Raw genomic sequence first — 19,170 nt, 5'->3', positions numbered from 1 at the left:
TATGTTTACAGGGATTGTAGAAGAAATCGGAGAAATCCAGGCCATCACCTCTAAAACAGAAGCGATGGAAATAACCATTACAGCTAATACTATTCTTGAGGATGCAAAGCTCGGGGACAGCATTTCCATTAACGGAGTATGCTTAACGATTACTGAAATCAAAAATAAGAACATTTCTTTCGATGTTATGCCAGAGACCTATCATGCCACGAATTTAAATGAATTGAAAAAAGGCAGTAAAGTGAACCTGGAGCGGGCCATGGCAGCAGATGGCAGATTCGGGGGCCACCTGGTTTCCGGACATATTGATGGAAAAGGAACAATTGTAAGCAAAAACAGCCGCGCGAATGCGGTTTATTATGAAATATCTTTATCTGATGATTTACTGGGATATTTTGTTTATAAAGGATCGGTCGCTGTCGACGGAACGAGTTTGACCGTGTTTGGAGTCAGTGAAGATACCATCACAATATCGTTGATTCCACACACGATGGATCATACCGTCCTTGGCGCGAAAGGTGTGGGGGATGACGTAAATATTGAATGTGACATGATCAGTAAATATGTCGCCCATTTTCTATCCGGACAAAATAGCCAAAAGAGCCAATCTTCAAACTTGACGAAAGCATTCCTGGATGAACACGGGTTTGGAGGAAATTGAGAGAGGTGACCGAAATGTTTGACTCTATTGAGCAAGCTTTAGAAGATTTAAAGCAAGGAAAAGTCGTTATCGTCTGTGATGATGAAGATAGGGAAAATGAAGGGGATCTGATTGGACTTGCGGAATATGCGACTCCGGAAATGATCAACTTTATGATTACGTATGGTAAAGGGTTAGTCTGTGCTCCAGTCAGCCAGCCGATTGCTGAGAAGCTGGATCTGTTCCCGATGGTAGAAAGAAATACGGATTCCCTGGCAACGGCTTTCACAGTCAGTATTGACCATAAAAATACAACGACAGGAATATCAGCAGCAGAGCGGGCAGATACCATCAAACAACTGCTTAACCCTGCATCGAAACCAGAGGATTTCAATAAACCAGGTCATATTTTCCCTTTGTTAGCGAAAGAAGGAGGAGTCATGCGCCGGGCTGGTCATACGGAAGCTGCGGTAGATTTAGCTAAACTGTCCGGATCGGATCCTGCCGGAGTTATTTGTGAAATCATCAAAGAAGATGGAACGATGGCAAGAGTACCTGATCTCCGAAAAATGGCAGATGAATTCGACCTGACAATGATTACGATAGAAGACTTGATCAAGTACAGAAACCGTTATGAAAATCATGTTAAGAGGGAAGTGGAAATCAATCTTCCAACAGAGTATGGGGACTTCAAGGCATACGGCTATACCAATGATGTCGATTTCCGGGAACATGTGGCCCTGGTCAAAGGGGAAATAAAACCGGCTGAACCCACATTGGTTCGGGTTCATTCTGAATGCCTGACCGGTGATGTATTCGGTTCTTACCGTTGCGATTGTGGACCACAGCTTGATGCTGCCCTCCGTCAAATCGAGGAGAATGGGAGTGGGGTCCTCTTATATATGCGACAGGAAGGCCGCGGTATCGGCTTGTTAAATAAAATGCATGCATATAAATTGCAGGAGCAGGGGCTCGACACCGTAGAAGCTAACCAAAAGCTGGGCTTTGCACCTGATTTAAGGGATTATGGCATTGGAGCCCAGATATTGAAGGACCTGGGTATTACCAAACTTCGCTTATTGACAAATAATCCGAGAAAAATTTCAGGTCTGGGCGGACATGGCTTGGAAGTCGTTGAACGGCTGCCTATTCAAATGCCTAGCCGGGTCGAAAATGAGAAGTATCTGCAAACGAAAAAATCCAAGCTGGGTCATTTATTTCATTTTTAGGGATTGAAGGAGGAAAACTGCATGGTTAAACACTATGAAGGAAATTTGGTCGGATCGGACTTGAAAATCGGAATCGTCGTGGGACGATTTAACGACTTTATTACAAGCAAGCTTTATGAAGGGGCGCTGGATGGATTGAAGCGTCATGGAATAGATTTAGAACAGGTGGAAGCTGCCTGGGTTCCTGGGGCGTTTGAAATTCCTATGATCGCTTCCAAAATGGCTGAATCCGGAAAATATAATGCGGTTATTACACTTGGGGCTGTCATCAGAGGTTCCACCCCTCATTTTGATTACGTATGCAGCGAAGCAGCCAAAGGGGTATCACAGGCCTCCAGCAAGAGTGGCATCCCTGTGATTTTCGGTGTCATCACAACGGATACGATTGAGCAGGCAATTGAACGCGCTGGTACGAAAGCTGGTAATAAAGGCTGGGAAGCAGCGTCGGCAGCAATCGAAATGGCTAACTTGAATAAAATGCTCGGATAATCATGAAAAAGTTCACGCAACGTTGCGTGAACTTTTTTTGACTAGGACAAGATGCAATCTTCATATTATTAAAAATAAGCAACAATCCATTGACACCTGCATAAAATGGCGGTATGTTATCTAAAACCAATTAAACTTATGTGTATTATCAGGTTAAACAGAGCTTTACCATTTCTTAGAAGGAGAAAGGTGTGATTCACGTGTTGGTTGGTTTGAATATTGCTATTTTACTTGTTCTTATCGGAGCCTTGGTGAAAATGCAGCAAAAGCATTTTTCATTCAGCAAGCGGGTTTTTGCAGGTTTAGGCTTTGGAATTCTGTTAGGGATATTCTTGCAAATTGCATACGGGGCAGAATCAGGCATAGTAGCCCAAACAACAGATTGGTACAGTATTGTTGGTCGTGGTTATGTTCGACTGTTAATGATGATTGTCATCCCGCTCGTCATGGTCTCGATTATCCAGTCGATCATCAACTTAGAAAAAACATCCGAATTAGGGAAGATGTCCGGATGGATCATTGGTATTCTGGTAGCTACCGCCATGGTAGCAGCAGTCGTAGGGATTGGCAGTTCTCTAGTTTTTGACTTGAACGCAGAACAGATTGAAGCAGGTCAGGCTGAACAAGAACGGGGAAGCTTTATGGAAGAACGTCTGGGTGAAATAGAAGGAATGACTACTCCTCAGAAGATTCTACAATTCATCCCTTCTAATCCGTTTCAGGATATGACCGGTGAACGGGCCACGTCCACCATCGCTGTTGTTATTTTTTCAGCAATTGTCGGGATAGCAGTTCTTGGGGTCCGACGGAAGATCCCAGAACAAGCGGCGATCTTTATTAAAGGTGTCCATGCGGTTTATGCAGTTGTTATGCGAATTGTTACCCTGGTGCTTCGTTTGACTCCATACGGCATCATGGGTTTGATGGCAAGTACTGTGGCCCAGACGAATGTGGCTGGTATATTGGAACTGGGTAAATTTGTGCTCGCCTCCTATGCAGCGCTGTTGGTCATGTTCTTTCTGCATTTGATATTATTAGCAGTTGGCGGCTTGAATCCGTTGACTTACGTGAAAAAAGTATTACCGGTATTAGGGTTTGCCTTTACTTCACGCTCCAGCGCAGGCACGATTCCGTTAAATATTTCTGCTCAGAAAAACAGCCTGGGGGTAGATGAAGGAACGGCAAATATGTCGGCTTCGTTTGGAGCTACCATCGGCCAAAATGGCTGTGCCGGAATCTATCCCGCTATGCTTGCAGTTATGATCGCTCCTACAGTGGGGATCGATCCACTCAGTCCAGGTTTTCTGATCCAGTTGATTTTGATAATCGGAATCAGCTCCTTCGGTGTAGCCGGAGTAGGGGGAGGGGCGACATTCGCAGCGTTGATCGTGTTGTCTTCCATGAATTTACCCGTTTATTTAGCGGGACTGCTCATTTCCGTAGAACCGCTGATCGATATGGGAAGGACTGCATTAAACGTTAACGGTGCCATGACCTCGGGGACTTTGACATCACGAATTTTAGGGAAACTGGATGTTACCAAATTTAATGATAAAGATGCAGTTGAAAAGGATATTGCCGTCTAGATATTGATAGACATCAAGATAAAACCCCTCTTGATCAAATGATTGATCAAGAGGGGGTGGTTTGTTTAAAAATGGAGATATACATAGGATGGGTTGTCGGTCGCTGGTTTTTATTGTCAGTCAAAGGCTATTTGGAGTTATCTCGCTGGGAAAGATGCCGAAATTATGAAATAATTGAGAATAGCTAAGAAAACGGCAATAAATGGAGGTAGACAGTATGAAAAACAATCAGAAGAACCTTGAAAAATATGCAGATTTAGCCCTTACTAAGGGCGTCAACTTACAAAAGGGACAAGGCTTGATTATAAATGCGCCATTGGAAGCTTCCGATCTTGTACGGATCATCGCTGCGAAAGCTTATGGTAAAGGTGCGAAAAATGTTCATGTAGAATGGAATGACGAAATGCTTTCGTACATGAAATTAAAAAACGCCCCCATGGATGTACTGACCAACTTTCCAAAGTGGAAAGCAGAAGGTTTAGAGGAAATGGTCAAAGATGGCTATTCTTTATTGACCATTTACGGTCCTGACCCGGATTTGATGAAAGATGTGGATTCCGAGCGGATCGCGGCTACTAATAAAGCCAGTGCTCAGGCACTGACCACTTACCGCGACTATGTCATGAATGATAAGGTTTCCTGGAACATCATTGCCTTTCCTCAAGTGGCATGGGCGAAAAAAGTATTCCCGAACCGCCCGGAAAAAATGGCGGTTGATAAATTATGGGACCAGATTTTCAAGATCACCCGTGTCGACCAGGATGATCCGGTAGAAGCCTGGAATAAGCATAACGAAACATTACGTCAGGCACGAGAATTTCTAAATAAAAAGCAATATCGCAAGCTTCACTATAAAGCACCTGGTACGGATTTGACGGTTGATCTTCCAGAGGGACACATCTGGCATGGCGGTTCTACCAAAACAAATGATGGCATCGAATTCAATCCCAATATTCCTACGGAAGAAGTGTTCACGATGCCGCATAAATATGGGGTCAACGGCAAGGTGACCAGTACCAAACCATTGAATCATGGTGGCAGCTTAATCGAAGATTTCACGCTTATATTTGAAAATGGCAAAGTAGTGGATTATAAAGCGGAAGCAGGTGAGGATACCTTGAGACACCTGCTAGAAACAGATGAAGCAGCTAAGCGGTTGGGTGAGGTCGCCCTGGTACCCCATGAGTCGCCAATCTCGAAGTCCGGCCATATTTTCTTCAATACCTTGTATGACGAGAATGCTTCCTGTCATTTAGCTTTAGGCAAAGCTTATCCGACGAACATCGAAGGTGGCTCGAATATGAGCAAAGAAGAAATGGATAAAAATGGGGTCAATGACAGCCTGGTCCACGTTGACTTCATGATGGGTTCGGAAGATTTACAAATTCAAGGCGAGCTGGCTGATGGTACTACCGAACCCCTGTTTATCGATGGTTCCTGGGCAATCGATTTTAAATAATTTAACGCAGGTATCGTAAGCAGCTGATATGTTCAGCTGCTTTTTCTCATGGTCTAGAAATTATAAAAAATAATGGTTGTGGATAACATTTTGTTGTGGGCCGCATCCAGCTCCAGCGCCTACCCCCTCGAGGTCTTAAGTCAATCCTCTCTGTGACAAAAAAACGTCACGGCGAGGCTTGACTTAAGCTTGTCGGGGGTGAGCAAGGCGCTTGCGCTTTTGTTCTGGTCTGTTACAGACTGGTTACGAAGTTTGTCACCCCACTTAAAATTCGATAACATCTCTTTGAAATTGCCCTATGATCAGGGATTTACATATAAAATGAAACATGATCACCTGTTTAAAAAAGCACAAACGGTGAATAATTTGAAGAAGATTTTAAAATAAAAAGGACTGAGGCATATGAAACGCGATGCATTGTTTGATAATGCGAAAGTAATTTTGATATTACTTGTTGTGTTCGGTCATATGATTCAACCGTTTACGGATGGATCAAAACCGATGTATACGTTGTATATGTGGATCTACACCTTCCATATGCCAGCTTTTATATTACTGGCTGGATTTTTCGCAAAAGGTGCAGGGAACAAGGGATACATTGCTAAATTAGCTAAAAAGTTACTTTTTCCTTATTTGATGTTCCAAACGATTTATACAGGATATTTCTTTTTTATTGGAAAAGAAGGCTGGGCGAGCGGGCTGTTCTACCCGCATTGGTCATTATGGTTCTTAGTCAGTATGTTCTGCTGGCACCTGCTGCTGCAATTGTTCAGCAGAATTCCACCACTTACCGGGATGGCAATTACAATTGCGATAGGCATACTGGTCGGATACTTTGATACAATTGGTCATGCCTATAGTCTATCGAGGACGTTTGTGTTTTTCCCCTTCTTCCTGGCAGGCTACTGGCTGACGAAAGAAAACATCGCAAAATGGCGTACCATGCCTGTAAGGATTACTTCATTAGCTGTGATGGGCATAGTCGCCGGGCTGCTATTCTTCCTGCCTGAAATCAACTCAGGCTGGCTGTTAGGGTCCAAGTCATACGAAGTGTTGGAGCTTGCAGATGCGGGTGGATTAATACGTTTGAGTATTTATATCCTGGCGGGTCTGATGATTGTCAGTGTCATGGCCTGGATGCCCCGAAGAGAGATGAGAATTACCAGCCTGGGGCAGAGGACATTGTATGTGTATTTACTCCATGGTTTCTTCATCCAGTTCTTCAGGCAAATCGATGCGTTCAAGGTGGATAACATCATGGATGTCGTAGGTTTAGCAGTATTATCGATGCTGATCGTATTATTGCTATCAAGCAAACCAGCATTGACAGTGGCAAAGCCCTTCATTGAAGGAAAGCTTCCTTTAGTAAGAAAAAGGCAGCAAACCTCATAAATTGCTGAAACAAAGCCGTATCTTCCAGGCTTCCCTGGATGGATACGGCTTTCTTATTTTCTATCCGCATTAGAACAGCTGTTTTATTTAACCAAACGGTTACTTTGTTTGAAATAACAGGAAATGTGAAATAGTAAGTAGAGAGAGATTCAACATTAAAGGAGGAGATGGCGACGCCATGGCTAAGAAAGTATTAATGATCGTAACGAGCACTCAAAAAATTGATGAAGAGCATGAAACAGGACTTTGGCTTTCTGAATTTGTAGAGCCTTACATGGAATTTACTCAAGCCGGGTATGAGGTGACAACTGCAAGTCCTCGAGGAGGAAAGATTCATATTGATCCGAACAGCTATTCCAACGAGCTGCCGGATGAGTGGGATGACAGTGTAATGGATCCCCTGAACAGTACAGTTAAATTGGATGACATTACGCCTGAGAACTACGACGGAGTATTTCTTCCTGGGGGACATGGGACCATGTTTGATTTACCTGATAATAAAACGTTGCAGAACGCATTGCAGCACTTTGCCGATAACGATAAATTGATCGGGGCGGTATGTCATGGGCCAGCTGGGTTTGTCGGCGTCAAAGACAGCAATGGAGATTCTATTGTGAAAGGCAAAAAAATCACAGGTTTTACTGACGCAGAAGAACGCGATACAGGACTTGATGGGCTAATGCCATTTCTGTTGGAAAGTAAGCTTCGTGAAGAAGGTGCAGAATTCATTACTAAAGATAACTGGGAAGATCATATTCAAATAGATGGTAACTTCATTACAGGACAAAACCCGCAATCCAGCTTAAGTGCCGGCCGTGCCTTTGTCGATGAAATGAATAAATAATCTATCCAATAACAATACCCCGGAGCCCTCCAATATCTGGAGGCTCCGGGGTATATTTTTCTTTTTAAAATATAAAGTGAGCTACAAGTACAATGATCGGTAATGTAATTATTGTACGAAGCAGGAAGATAATAAAGAGATCCTTCATGTTGACGGGGATTTTAGAGCCGAGCAACAAGCCGCCGACTTCAGACATATAGATCAACTGAGTGACCGACAGCGTAGCAATAATGAAACGGGTCATTTCACTTTCAATGGATGCCCCAATAATGGCAGGCAAGAACATGTCTGCAAAACCGACGAGAATCGTTTCTGATGCTTCCGCTGCATATGGAACCTGCATTAATTCCAATAATGGAATGAACGGATAACCGAGCCATGTGAAAAATGGTGTGAATTCAGCAATCACAAGGGCAATCGTTCCTAACGCCATGACGATCGGTGCTACCCCCATCCACATATCCAGGATGTTCTGCGCACCTTGCTTAAAGAACTTTTTCACACTGGTTTCTTTGCTGCCGCGTTCGACGGCCTGCTGGTATGCGTAACTGAACACATTATGTTCTTCTGGAATTTTTTCCTCGACGTCTTCGGATTCTTCGGTTACATAGGTCCTTGCTTTACGCGAAAGTGGCGGAATCCGCGGCATAATAAGGGCAGCTACAAAGCCGGAAAACCCTACGGTCAAGTAGAACGGTACGAACATATGCGCCAGACCGACTTCACTGATGACTACAAGACTGAAGGTGATGGATACCACAGAGAAGGTAGTACCAATAACGGCAGCCTCCCGCTTGGAATAGTATCCTTCTTCATACTGTTTACTTGTCAATAACACACCGATGGTTCCGTCTCCCAGCCAGGAGGCAATAGAATCGATGGAAGAACGTCCTGGCAGCGTGAACAGCGGACGCATAATTTTTGTCAATAACACACCTACCAGTTCTAATAGTCCATAGTTAAGTAATAACGGTAAAAATAGACCGGCGAATAAGAAGACTGCAAACAAAACATGCAGTAAAGAGTCCAGCAGCAGTCCACCGGTGTTCTCAGAGATGATTGCTTCTGGCCCAATTTGATAATAGACCATGATGGCGAAAATCATACCGAGAATTCTCGTAATCAGCCATACCGGTGATACATAGAATAAGGATTGGAAAAACGGGAATTGGTCGAGTAAGGCAGGTCCCGTCAATCGGATAACAATCGATCCGATTGCAGTAATGGATATAATCAACATCATGATAAACGATAACTGATCAGCAAGCGCTGTTTCTACCCATCCCGATAAAATAGCAATCGGAATAGTGATGATTTCCTGACCATCTTCGGTTGTATCGGCAAAAGGTACCATAAACAGGATGATACCAATTAAGGATGGAATAATAAATTTTAAATGATCGGCTATACGATAATTATTCATGGGGTACACTCCTATAATGTGATATAAAGGATATTCATAAAAATACAGCAAAATTAATTTTAATACAAAATGTATGAATTGCCAATAGTAATTTTTTGAAAAGATTCAGAATCCGAAAATGATGCGTAATCTTCCCACAAGGGGGAGCATCGTTGTGAAAAGCATTAGCCGATATAGGCAGTGAGAATCCGGTCCACAGGCCTGCCGTAGCTTTCTCCGAACAGATTCAAGTGAACGAGCAGGTAAAATAACTGGTAGATCGCTTTGGTATCGTGATAGTGGGGCGGAAATGGGTGAATGTCTTCATAGGCTTCATAAAATTGCTTTGGAAATCCTCCAAACAGTTCGGTGAAGGCAAGTTCAAATGAACGGTCTCCATAAACGACAGAAGGGTCGATCAAACAAGGCTCTCCGTCCGGACCTGCCATCCAGTTCCCTCCCCAAAGGTCACCATGAAGCAAAGAAGCACCTGGATGCTTTGGTATCCATTCATCCAGTTGGGCTATTAATTGCTCCATTTTACTTCTGCGCTCATGGTTCATCAATCCTTGTCTGGCTGCTAACTCGAGCTGTGGAAGCAGTCTTTGTTTCTGATAATAACTTAACCAGTCTCCGAACCACCCATTAGGCTGGGCAAGTGTGCCGACAAACGATTCACCTTTTAGACCATAACGTTCATTTTCAACCTGGTGCATGGCTCCCAACTTTCTTCCGAGACGTGCGGGTGTATCGTTCTGAGGCGCCCCGCTGATCCACTCCATTACGATTGCTCCGGCCGTTCCATTTTCCGGTCTGTCAAAATAGTAGACGTATGGGACTCGTATCGTATTGGTATTCCGAATCAATTCCAAGCCCTTGGCTTCCACCTCGAAGAAGTGTGTGGGAATGCCTTCATTAGTTTTGATAAAGTAGCTATTCTCCCGGGTAGTAATGTGATAAGCTTCATTGATATCTCCACCTGCCACCTGACGAATCGCCTCTACAGGAGAGTGGTCTCCAAGGTTGTGCAAGGCGTTTTGAATTGTATGGTTCATCAACATCCCTCCAACATACGTATACCCCGTACTTCATGCTAACACTCCTTCAGGGGAGGAGCACCTATTGCCTCCCTGTATTGTTTAGGAGTTTGTTGCACATATTTTTTAAACACAGAGGTATAGTAACTTTGGTTGCAAAATTGAAATAAACGGGCGATGTCAGCAATAGAAGTGGACGTGTGCAGCAAAAAATATTTTGATTCCTCGACTCTTTTCTCATTGATGAACTGGATAATGGACAGCCCAACCTCTTTTTTGAATAGATGGGACAAGTAACTGGGGCTGACGTAACACGCCTGCGCAATATCTTCTAATGTCAAGTCAGATAGGATATGTTCATGCAGATACGTGATCGCTTTATTGATGACCGGACTGTAAGGGAGTTCATCTGACTTTTCTACGGCCTGGATAAACTCCTCCAGCATCGTATGCTCAAGCTGACGGATCGCTTGAGCAGTGGTAAGGTCTTCAATCTTCTGCAAGTATCTTTCATTTAGCTGGAATGCCGTTTCCGGGTTAACTCCGCCCTTTATGGCTGAACGGGTGAATAATGTACATAAACTGATCATTGAATTTTTTAGTGTTCGCAGTTTGCGTCTCGCGTATGGTACACGAGATATTTGATTGATATGGTTAAGTAACAGGCTTGCCCGGTCCATATCTTTTCTTGTGATAGCTTCCAATAATTGCTGTTCCAGCAGATAAGATGGGTGAGGGTGGTGGGATTTCTTATTATGTATTCGCATGCTCATAAACTGGTCGATCATCGTTTGCTTGATTGTCAACATCATGAGGCCCCCTAAGTATGTAAAATGCACGATTTAATCACTATTGTAAGCGATTTCACTAAAAAATTAAAGCGGTTATATTTGAAATGAAGGGTGTTTGTCCATACAGTATAACGGGAAAAAATAGATTTGGAGCAAATGGGAACGAACTCGTTAGACTGCCACTATGAAAGCAGGGAGGAGAATAATGATGAGTTGGAAAATTGAGCGGCATTCCATCAAAGAATTGGATTTGAATAATGAAGAAAGCTTATTCTTTCTTGGCAATGGCTATATCGGCGTAAGAGGAAATTTTGAAGAATCATATGGCAGAGCAGTACCGACAGTACGCGGTACCTATTTGAATGCTTTTCATGACGTGATTGACATCCCCTATGGAGAAAAATTGTTCGCGTTCCCGGATACGCAGCAGAAAATGTTGAATGTCATTGATGGCCAGACCATCCATATCTATTTAGGTAAAGAAAAAGAACATTTCTCCATTCAGGAAGGGGAGGTGCTGGAATACGGAAGGGTTCTTCACCTGGACAAAGGAAAAACAGTCAGGTCGATCAAATGGAAATCTCCATTGGGGAAAGAGGTGGAAATTCATTTCGAGCGCGTGGTGTCCTTTGTACACCGTGAGTTGTTCTTTATTAAAGTCTCGGTCGTTCCATTGAACTTCAATGATACTATCACAATTGTATCCACGCTGGACGGAGAAGTAGAAAACTTCGTAGATCCCGGGGATCCAAGAGTTGGAGCGGGACATGCCAAGCTGCTGCACGTGAATGAGTCGGAAATTTTTGATGAAAATGCTTTTCTTAAAAGTAAAGCAGAGAGATCGGAACTGGAAATGGCTTGCCTGAGTTATCATAAAGGCCTTGATGATAAGCTCGTGGATATAAGTAAGGAAGCAGAGGAACAACGGATTGTGTTCACGTATGAATTTCAAGCCGATCAGGATAAGCCGGTTGTCTTCAGTAAGTGGAACATTTACGTGGACGACTTACGTCACAACGGGGATTTACGACAGAAAGCAGTACGGATTAAAGGTCAATTAGACAGCATCCAGGAGGATCAGCTGTTGGAAGCACAAGAAAAATATCTCCAACAATATTGGGAGCGGAGCGATGTAGAAGTAGATGGTGATGAGTCCTTACAGGAAGGAATCCGGTTCAACCTTTACCATTTGCTGCAATCTGCCGGAAGAGATAAATTCAGTAATATCACGGCGAAAGGTTTAAGTGGGGAAGGCTATGAAGGGCATTATTTCTGGGATACAGAAATTTATATGATTCCTGTATTTTTGATGACAGCTCCAGAGCTGGCCAAGCAGTTGCTGGTCTATCGCCATTCTATTTTAGACAACGCTCGTAAACGAGCGTTAGAAATGGGGCACAACCAGGGAGCCCTTTTTCCATGGAGAACGATAAACGGGGAAGAATGCTCGTCCTATTTTCCTGCTGGAACGGCTCAGTATCATATTAGTGCAGACATTGCCTACAGCTATGTTCAGTATTACCATGCTACCGGAGATGACGTCTTCCTGATGGACTATGGGGCGGAGGTGCTGATGGAAACTGCCCGTCTTTGGGTCGATATGGGGCATTTCCGCAAGGATGGCACCTTTGGCATCGACAACGTCACCGGGCCTGATGAGTATACCTGCATTGTTAATAATAATTACTATACTAATGCCATGGCAAAGTACAATCTGGAATGGGCTTATCGTATTTACGAAAAAATGAAAACCTGGCAGGATAATGATGCTGAAAAGCTATGGGAGCGGCTGGACCTTTCTGAAAAGGAAGTGGAAAGTTTTAAGCGAGCAGCTGAGTCTATGTACCTCCCATACGATGAAAACCTGCAAATCAATGCGCAGGATGACAGCTTTTTAAACAAAGCGGTTTGGGATTTTGAAAATACACCGAAGGAACATTATCCTTTATTATTGCATTACCACCCTTTGACTTTGTATCGTTATCAAGTGTGTAAACAGGCAGATACAGTACTGGCGCATTTTCTGTTGGAAGACTACAGTGATGAGGAGACGATCCATCATTCCTATGACTACTATGAGCGGATTACGACGCATGATTCATCATTGTCCTCCTGTGTGTTCAGTATGATGGCGTCCAAGCTGGGAGATATGGATAAAGCCTATCATTATTTTGAAGGTACAGCCCGGCTGGATTTGGATAACACACATGGAAATACAAAAGACGGGCTTCACATGGCTAACATGGGAGGAACCTGGATGGCGATCGTCTTCGGGTTTGCCGGCCTGCGCATTAAACCGGATGGTCTGCATTTAACCCCGAAACTGCCCGGGCAATGGAACAGCTATGCCTTTCATATTCATTACCACGGGCGGCCGATCAAAGTGAAAGTATCCCGCGACGGTATTGCACTGGATTTAGTGGAAGGGACCAGTGTAAAACTGTTTGTGAATGGAGAAGAAGTGGAAGTACTAACGGATGAAACAACAAAATTATCCTTTTAAGCAAAAGCAGGCTTCTCGATGAAGCTTGCTTTTTTACATAATTGCTGGAAGAGCGGATTCAGTGCCCTCACATTTAGTTGCGAAACTTGCACGTTTATTACCAGCAGTCACACGTTTAACACTCTGACTTGCACGATTAGGCTGTATTGTCGCACGTTTACAAGCACATAAAATAAGCCGCCTCAAACCTTGAGATCAGGTTTTGAAGCAGCACATTTTGCAGGACCTTTCACATTAATGGAAAGGGTTTTTCAGTACAGGCTCCTGGAACAGCTTTTCAAACGCAAAGATAGTTTGTGCTTCCTTGAAACCAAATTCACGATACAGACTCTCTGCCCCTTCATTGTTTGTACGTACCGATATGGTTACTTCCTCCAGGCCGAGGACAAGAAATGCGTATTGGAGGGCATGGTCAATCAGCACCGTGCCGATTCCCTGACTGCGTTCGTCCTGGTCGACATTTACAAAGCAAATTTCCCCTTCTTCATTCGGTATGATCGTTTCAAAGTAAAGGTAACCTTTGAGCTGGCCTTCCGTTTGATAGCCCCATAGCTTATTAGATTCTTTGCGGGATAGGGTCATCATTTCCTGTGTGGTGTAATAGGCACCTTTTGGGTGAAGGCGGTTGATTTCTGCTTCATCCTCGTCCATGACTTCTACAACATTACGGGCATCATGCTGGCCGGGTTGGTAGTCATAACGGTGAATAGCCATCGTTTTTTCAATATTATACAGATGGAAACGATGTCGTTCACAAAAGTCTATCAAATGACTATTTGCTTTAAAACTGGCAACCTTTACAGCTTTAAAATGAAGTTCCATTGTTAACGATGCTTTATCCCATAACCCTTCCATCACTTCTGTTTCCTGTTCCATTGCAAACGGACCAAGCAGCCGGCATAGCTTTTGCTCGAAAAATGGCAGGATGCCGAGAAATCCGATAATCTTATTATTTTCCCATGCTACATATGCCAGTGGATCAGTGAATTGGGTCAACGTCCAAATTTGTTCATAGATTTCATTCTGATCAGAAGCTAGCCAGGCTACGAAATGCTTGTCCTGCTCGTTCATATGGTAGAGCCATTCTGCAACCTTTTGTAAGTCTTTCACTTCTAGTTCTTTTATTTGCAAAGGTATTCGCCTGCCTTTTTTCTATAAGCATGACATAGAAGGGGAAGTAAGCGCAAGCAGATATCTTCTACAAAAAACCAGCCAGGTTAAGTCCTGGCTGGTTAAGGTTAATTATCTTTTATCTTCTAGGGTTTCTCATTTTTTATACTTGACGTTATATTCAAATGGTACTGGAGTGACATTATCCTGTGGAGCAGCATAATGGGTTGTCATATAAGTAGTACCTTCTTTGAATAACTGTTTCAATTGAAGTGCTTCTTCTTCTGTTACGTTGAATGGATCAACCTGAAGGACTCGGTGTTCCCCATTTTGTTTCTCGTTGATGAAGCTTACACCATAGTTCACATAGTTTTCAAGCAGTTCATCCATAGATTGGAAGTCTTCTACTGAAGAACCATCATAGCTCAATCCAATTTCAGGTACTTCGATGTTATCAACGAACCAGCCAGCATCGTTATATCCCCAGTCAGTCAGGTAGCGGAAAGAGATGTGTACTTTCTGCCCGGCATAGTCAGACAAGTCGAACGTTTCTTGCTGCCAGTCCTCATAGTGACCGGTAAAGCCAGGAACGTTATCTTTAATTTTTGGATAGCCTTCTGGTACTACATCAGAACGTGTATTTTCGTTTGCTAGGGAAGTCCATGTCTGTCCATTATCGGTAGAAACTTGTACTACTCCGAAGTCCCATTGTTCTTCAATATCGATATAGTTATCAAACTGAAGGGTTGCTTCGTTTACATTAGTCAGGTCAGCTTCAAAGATGATATTGTTGTCCAGTTCATTTCCTTCTCCGCCCCAATAAACCTGGTTATCTGAGCCAAGTGGATCGGCAACAGTTTCCCATTTTGTTGGCATAAAGTCCACGCCATTAAAATTGAAGTCTTCAATCTTAGCATTGTCTTCAAAATCGAACACTTTATAGTCAGTTCCCCAAGCAGGGACGCCGTCTTTTTCAAAAGCCTTCGCTTTTTCAAAGTTTACAGTCTTACCACGCTCTTTGCCATCTTCCACTTCCAGCTCTCTTAGGTCAGCGTTTTGGAAGCCATAGATACCGCCTTTGAATTGATCGTCGTCGATTGTCAAAGCTGTAGTGAAGTCCTGGTAAACTTCATTGAATGTTTTGTTGATGCCAAATTCTTTTAAAGCTTTTTCGTAGCCTTCGATGCTATTTACTTCACTTGTAGCAATGGTACGGATAAATTCCTGACCGAATTGCTCATAGTTATACAGGTTGAACAATTGAACTAACGCATAGTCAGCAATCGTTTCCGGACCAGTTTCCGCATTGACATGCTCGTCCCAGTTAGTCAGTGAGTTTTCTGGATGGTCCAATAGGAAGTTGATGGAACCTTCATCGATACCATAACCACCAAGGAATTCAGAGAAGGTGGACATTCCTTCGTTCACCCAGGATGTCTCATCGGAATCATTGTCATCATGAATCAAGTGCTGTAATTCATGGATAGTCGTTCCATAGAAAGTACTTTCCAGGCGCTTAGCCCAGTCAGTAGAGTCAATGGTGATGATGTTGCGGTCCATATACGTTTCTAAAGTGCTCCAGTAGAAACCGGCAACAAAGAATGGATAATCAGGATCATTGAAGTTGTCATCCTGAATATTATCGACAAGCAATACGATCTTATCGCCATCACCCTGGTAATAACCTTCAGGAACAATTCCCAATTCTTCCAATGCGGCATTTGTACCATCATGGCTGTCTGGAGTACCGAAAAATTCAGTGTCTGTAGGATAGATATTGTTATCGAACTCAGCTGTAAGCTTGTCCACTTGCTCTTGTGTCACTACATGTGGCTCACGCGGGTCTCCTTCTGGAAAACTAAGGTCATTAGCTACCCAAACTTCGACATGTTCACCCACACTCATAAGAGTAAAGGGTTTAAATGCAAGGTTACGATTGAGGAACTTTTTAGTCTCTCCGACGTTGGCAGCTGCATTGGCCTGTGTACCAGAAGAGCTAGTGGTTTCTTCCTCGTTAAAATCAGTATTTTCAGCTGCTTCCTTAATCTTTTGCTTCGCTTGCTTTTGGAAGTCCTCATCGCGGGATTGCCTTTCCAGCATACCGTCGATGTCGATACGGTCAGTATACCGCTCCGTGTTGAAGTTGCTGTACTTGCTTTCTGCACTGACGTTTCCTGCGCCTGCAGCTGGTGCAAACAGGGACAACGTCAACGCGCTGGCAGATAGCAACGCTGTGAATTTCTTATTCATTGTGATTCCTCCCCCTAAAATTCATGGAATATTTTCCATATGGTTATAATTATCGCCAAAATTCGGAAAATTGTGAATGGTAAAATAGGAGGGAATTTATCACATTAATGATACTTAAGTCATATTTTGTCGAGACGTATGGCCTAAAAATATTTTGTTTTTAGAAAAATAATGGAAGGTAATGATGATTTATGTCATGAGCTTTTCGGTTAGTAAAGGCTGATATTCGATATATGGACACTGCATTTAATATGTTCGGAAAGATATTGAAATAATTTATCAAACCCGATAACAAGGATAAGCATTAGATGACTCTGATTTAAAGGCTGGATAAGGCAGTGTTGCCCTTATGATTTTAACACTAAAATCACTAGCTTAATTCTAAGATTGAGAGGGAAAAAATAGGGTACTAATAAATAGAGAAACGAAGCAGGGGGTGAGCTGGCGTGCGGGATCGAATGAAATACATAGCTTTCTACCGGATAACTGTCATTGTATGGATGTCTGCCAAATTCATGTTGCAGTTGTTATGGTTTCAGAAAACCCATAGAATCTGGGATGAAGAGACGAAACGTAAATGGGATGATTTGATGACCAGGCAAGCTCGTGAATATCGCGTCAAATCAATCCATTTAGGAGGGCTTCTGATCAAGTTCGGGCAATTTTTAAGTTCTCGGGCTGATCTGCTGCCTGACACCTTCATTCGGGAACTGGAGGGCTTGGTCGACAGGGTAGAGCCGGTTCCTTTTTCATATTCTAAAAAGATTCTGGAGGAAGAATGGAACGGAGAACTGAAGGAATTTTTGCAGGACATAGAGGAAGAAGCGGTGGCATCAGCTTCCATCGGTGAAGTCTACAAAGCGACGCTGAAAGATGGCACTTCCGTCGCTATTAAGGTGCAGCGCTACCGTGTCAAAGATATTTTTCATATGGACTTCAAGGCTCTCCGCATCGTCTTCTGGATGCTGCGCCGCTTTACGGAATATGGGAAGAAGGCGGATTTGCAGGCACTTTACAAAGAGATTGTAACGGTTATGAGTAATGAACTGGACTTCAAAAAAGAACTGCAAAACGGTAATCATTTCAAAAAGCGCTTCAAAGATATGGAGTCCGTTTATATCCCGGAATATTATAATGATTATTCCACACAGCGTGTACTGGTAATGGAATGGATTGAGGGTGCCAGAGTAACTGATTTATCTTTCATAAAAAGAAATGGCATCAGCCGTGAAAAAATCGCAAGGATCCTGTTCGATTTATGTGTCGAGCAATTCTTATATACCGGCATGTTCCATTCCGATCCACATTCAGGAAATCTGATGCTGAAAGCGGACGGTACAGTCGTGGTGATTGACTTTGGTATGGTTGGGGAAATTAAGAAGCAGGATGCCAGTTACATCCGGTTGATGATTCAGGGATTCATATTAGATGACTATGACCAGGTGATCGATGCCTTATTTAAGATGAACTTCCTGCTTGAAAACGCTGATACCGAACGCGTGAAGAAATTGTTGAGGGAAACGGTCGATATGTATTTGGACGGGGACTTCACGAAACTGGATGCGACGATTATGAACGATATCATGGAGGATATCCAGCGGTTCGTTAAAAACCAGCCGATACAGCTGCCTGCCGATTATGCCTTTTTAGGAAGAGCTACGTCCATCATCATTGGGGTACTGACAGCTGTCTATCCTCAAATCGATTTGATGGCATGGGGAAAGCCGGTGATTCGGGAATGGATGAGCGGTGATGATTCCAAGTATGGTTTCTATAAAGATATCGCTGCTGAAACAGCCCGGCCGCTGTTGTCGCTGCCAAGAGCATTAGTAAGCTATTTGGAAAGCAGCGAAAGAGATCGGGAGTGGGCTGCGGAAAAGCAACAGAATCATATGTTCCACCAGTTTTACCTCTTTTATGCGGCTTTGTCTTTCTTGACTGCTGTCGCTGGCGGCGGGCTCGGCATCTACTGGTATGGATCAGCCGACGTCATTCTTATGTGGAGCGGTTTTGTAATGGCCATAATAGGTGTTTTAGGATTATTAATTTTCGGAAGGAAGCACGTCAAAATGATGCATGCAATCAATTTGAATAGGAGGGGTCAATAATGAGTGACCTGTTGAAAAAAGGGTTTTATCTAGGACTTGGAGCAGCTTTGAGCGGGAAAGAAAAAGCAGAAAAGCTGTTAGATGACCTAGTCCAGCGGGGAGATGTCAGTCCCTCGCAGGCACGTGAAATGTTTGATGAATTTATGGCTAAAGGAATGCAGAAAGATGCTGAGTGGAGTGAGCAAGGCAAAGCGAAAATGCAACAGCGTGCCAAAGAGATGGGCTTTGTAACGAAAGACGAATACGAAAGATTAGAAGCAAGGGTACAACGATTAGAAAAGCTTCATGGGGACAAAAGTGAATAACGGAACAAAGCCAGCTTCTCCTGCG

General features: G+C 43.3%; 15 protein-coding genes. 10 read left to right on the top strand and 5 right to left on the bottom strand.

Going from position 1 to position 19,170, the window contains the following annotated elements; genetic code table 11:
- Window position 1: 1 nt before the first annotated feature.
- From ribE (P855_RS0114170) to P855_RS0114140, 7 genes are all read left to right on the top strand, one after another.
- Window positions 2-661 carry a riboflavin synthase gene (ribE, locus tag P855_RS0114170; protein ID WP_028784186.1) on the top strand — a complete coding sequence of 220 codons (660 nt, stop codon included), beginning with the start codon at window positions 2-4 and terminating at the stop codon, window positions 659-661.
- A gap of 14 nt (window positions 662-675) precedes the next feature.
- On the top strand, window positions 676-1,869 hold the full coding sequence (locus P855_RS0114165; protein ID WP_028784185.1) for a bifunctional 3,4-dihydroxy-2-butanone-4-phosphate synthase/GTP cyclohydrolase II: 1,194 nt from the start codon (window positions 676-678) through the stop codon (window positions 1,867-1,869).
- Between the two features lie 21 nt (window positions 1,870-1,890).
- Window positions 1,891-2,358, top strand: a complete 468-nt coding sequence (ribE, locus tag P855_RS0114160) for a 6,7-dimethyl-8-ribityllumazine synthase (protein WP_028784184.1) — start codon at window positions 1,891-1,893, stop codon at window positions 2,356-2,358.
- 191 nt (window positions 2,359-2,549) lie between these two features.
- Entirely contained in the window at window positions 2,550-3,944 is a 1,395-nt protein-coding gene (locus P855_RS0114155) for an L-cystine transporter (protein WP_037986084.1), read from the top strand.
- Between the two features lie 217 nt (window positions 3,945-4,161).
- Window positions 4,162-5,403: an aminopeptidase gene (locus P855_RS0114150; RefSeq protein ID WP_028784182.1), complete on the top strand. Its 1,242-nt coding sequence runs from the start codon at window positions 4,162-4,164 to the stop codon at window positions 5,401-5,403.
- Between the two features lie 402 nt (window positions 5,404-5,805).
- The gene (locus P855_RS0114145) at window positions 5,806-6,795 is read left to right on the top strand and encodes an acyltransferase family protein (protein ID WP_028784181.1); all 990 of its coding nucleotides are present in this window, start codon (window positions 5,806-5,808) and stop codon (window positions 6,793-6,795) included.
- A 178-nt stretch (window positions 6,796-6,973) separates the two neighbouring features.
- A complete protein-coding gene (locus P855_RS0114140) occupies window positions 6,974-7,639 on the top strand; it encodes a type 1 glutamine amidotransferase domain-containing protein (protein ID WP_028784180.1) in 666 nt (221 codons plus the stop codon).
- Between the two features lie 64 nt (window positions 7,640-7,703).
- Here P855_RS0114140 and P855_RS0114135 read toward each other — a convergent pair whose 3' ends face one another.
- The 3 genes from P855_RS0114135 to P855_RS0114125 form a co-directional block, all read right to left on the bottom strand.
- The gene (locus P855_RS0114135) at window positions 7,704-9,062 is read right to left on the bottom strand and encodes a YjiH family protein (RefSeq protein ID WP_028784179.1); all 1,359 of its coding nucleotides are present in this window, start codon (window positions 9,060-9,062) and stop codon (window positions 7,704-7,706) included.
- A gap of 164 nt (window positions 9,063-9,226) precedes the next feature.
- Window positions 9,227-10,096 carry a fructosamine kinase family protein gene (locus P855_RS0114130; protein ID WP_051353237.1) on the bottom strand — a complete coding sequence of 290 codons (870 nt, stop codon included), beginning with the start codon at window positions 10,094-10,096 and terminating at the stop codon, window positions 9,227-9,229.
- A 38-nt stretch (window positions 10,097-10,134) separates the two neighbouring features.
- The gene (locus P855_RS0114125; protein WP_028784177.1) at window positions 10,135-10,887 is read right to left on the bottom strand and encodes an AraC family transcriptional regulator; all 753 of its coding nucleotides are present in this window, start codon (window positions 10,885-10,887) and stop codon (window positions 10,135-10,137) included.
- A gap of 190 nt (window positions 10,888-11,077) precedes the next feature.
- On the opposite strand from P855_RS0114125, the gene P855_RS0114120 reads away from it, so the two are divergent.
- Window positions 11,078-13,372: a glycoside hydrolase family 65 protein gene (locus P855_RS0114120; protein WP_028784176.1), complete on the top strand. Its 2,295-nt coding sequence runs from the start codon at window positions 11,078-11,080 to the stop codon at window positions 13,370-13,372.
- Between the two features lie 234 nt (window positions 13,373-13,606).
- On the opposite strand, the gene P855_RS0114115 is transcribed toward P855_RS0114120, so the two are convergent.
- Window positions 13,607-14,503: a GNAT family N-acetyltransferase gene (locus P855_RS0114115; protein WP_028784175.1), complete on the bottom strand. Its 897-nt coding sequence runs from the start codon at window positions 14,501-14,503 to the stop codon at window positions 13,607-13,609.
- A 135-nt stretch (window positions 14,504-14,638) separates the two neighbouring features.
- Entirely contained in the window at window positions 14,639-16,732 is a 2,094-nt protein-coding gene (locus P855_RS21060) for an immune inhibitor A domain-containing protein (RefSeq protein WP_051353235.1), read from the bottom strand.
- Between the two features lie 446 nt (window positions 16,733-17,178).
- On the opposite strand from P855_RS21060, the gene P855_RS0114105 reads away from it, so the two are divergent.
- Both P855_RS0114105 and P855_RS0114100 read left to right on the top strand, forming a co-directional pair.
- Window positions 17,179-18,840, top strand: a complete 1,662-nt coding sequence (locus P855_RS0114105; protein WP_051353234.1) for an ABC1 kinase family protein — start codon at window positions 17,179-17,181, stop codon at window positions 18,838-18,840.
- Window positions 18,840-19,145 (top strand): phasin family protein, encoded by a 306-nt coding sequence (locus P855_RS0114100; RefSeq protein ID WP_037986082.1) that lies wholly within the window; start codon window positions 18,840-18,842, stop codon window positions 19,143-19,145. Before P855_RS0114105 ends, P855_RS0114100 begins: the two co-directional genes overlap by 1 nt.
- Window positions 19,146-19,170 lie beyond the last annotated feature (25 nt).

This window comes from Thalassobacillus devorans MSP14, assembly GCF_000496835.1.
Classification (GTDB): Bacteria; Bacillota; Bacilli; order Bacillales; family Halobacillaceae; genus Thalassobacillus; species Thalassobacillus devorans_B.
Note: the sequence above shows the minus strand (reverse complement) of the source record. Positions and strands in the feature narration are given on the sequence as shown.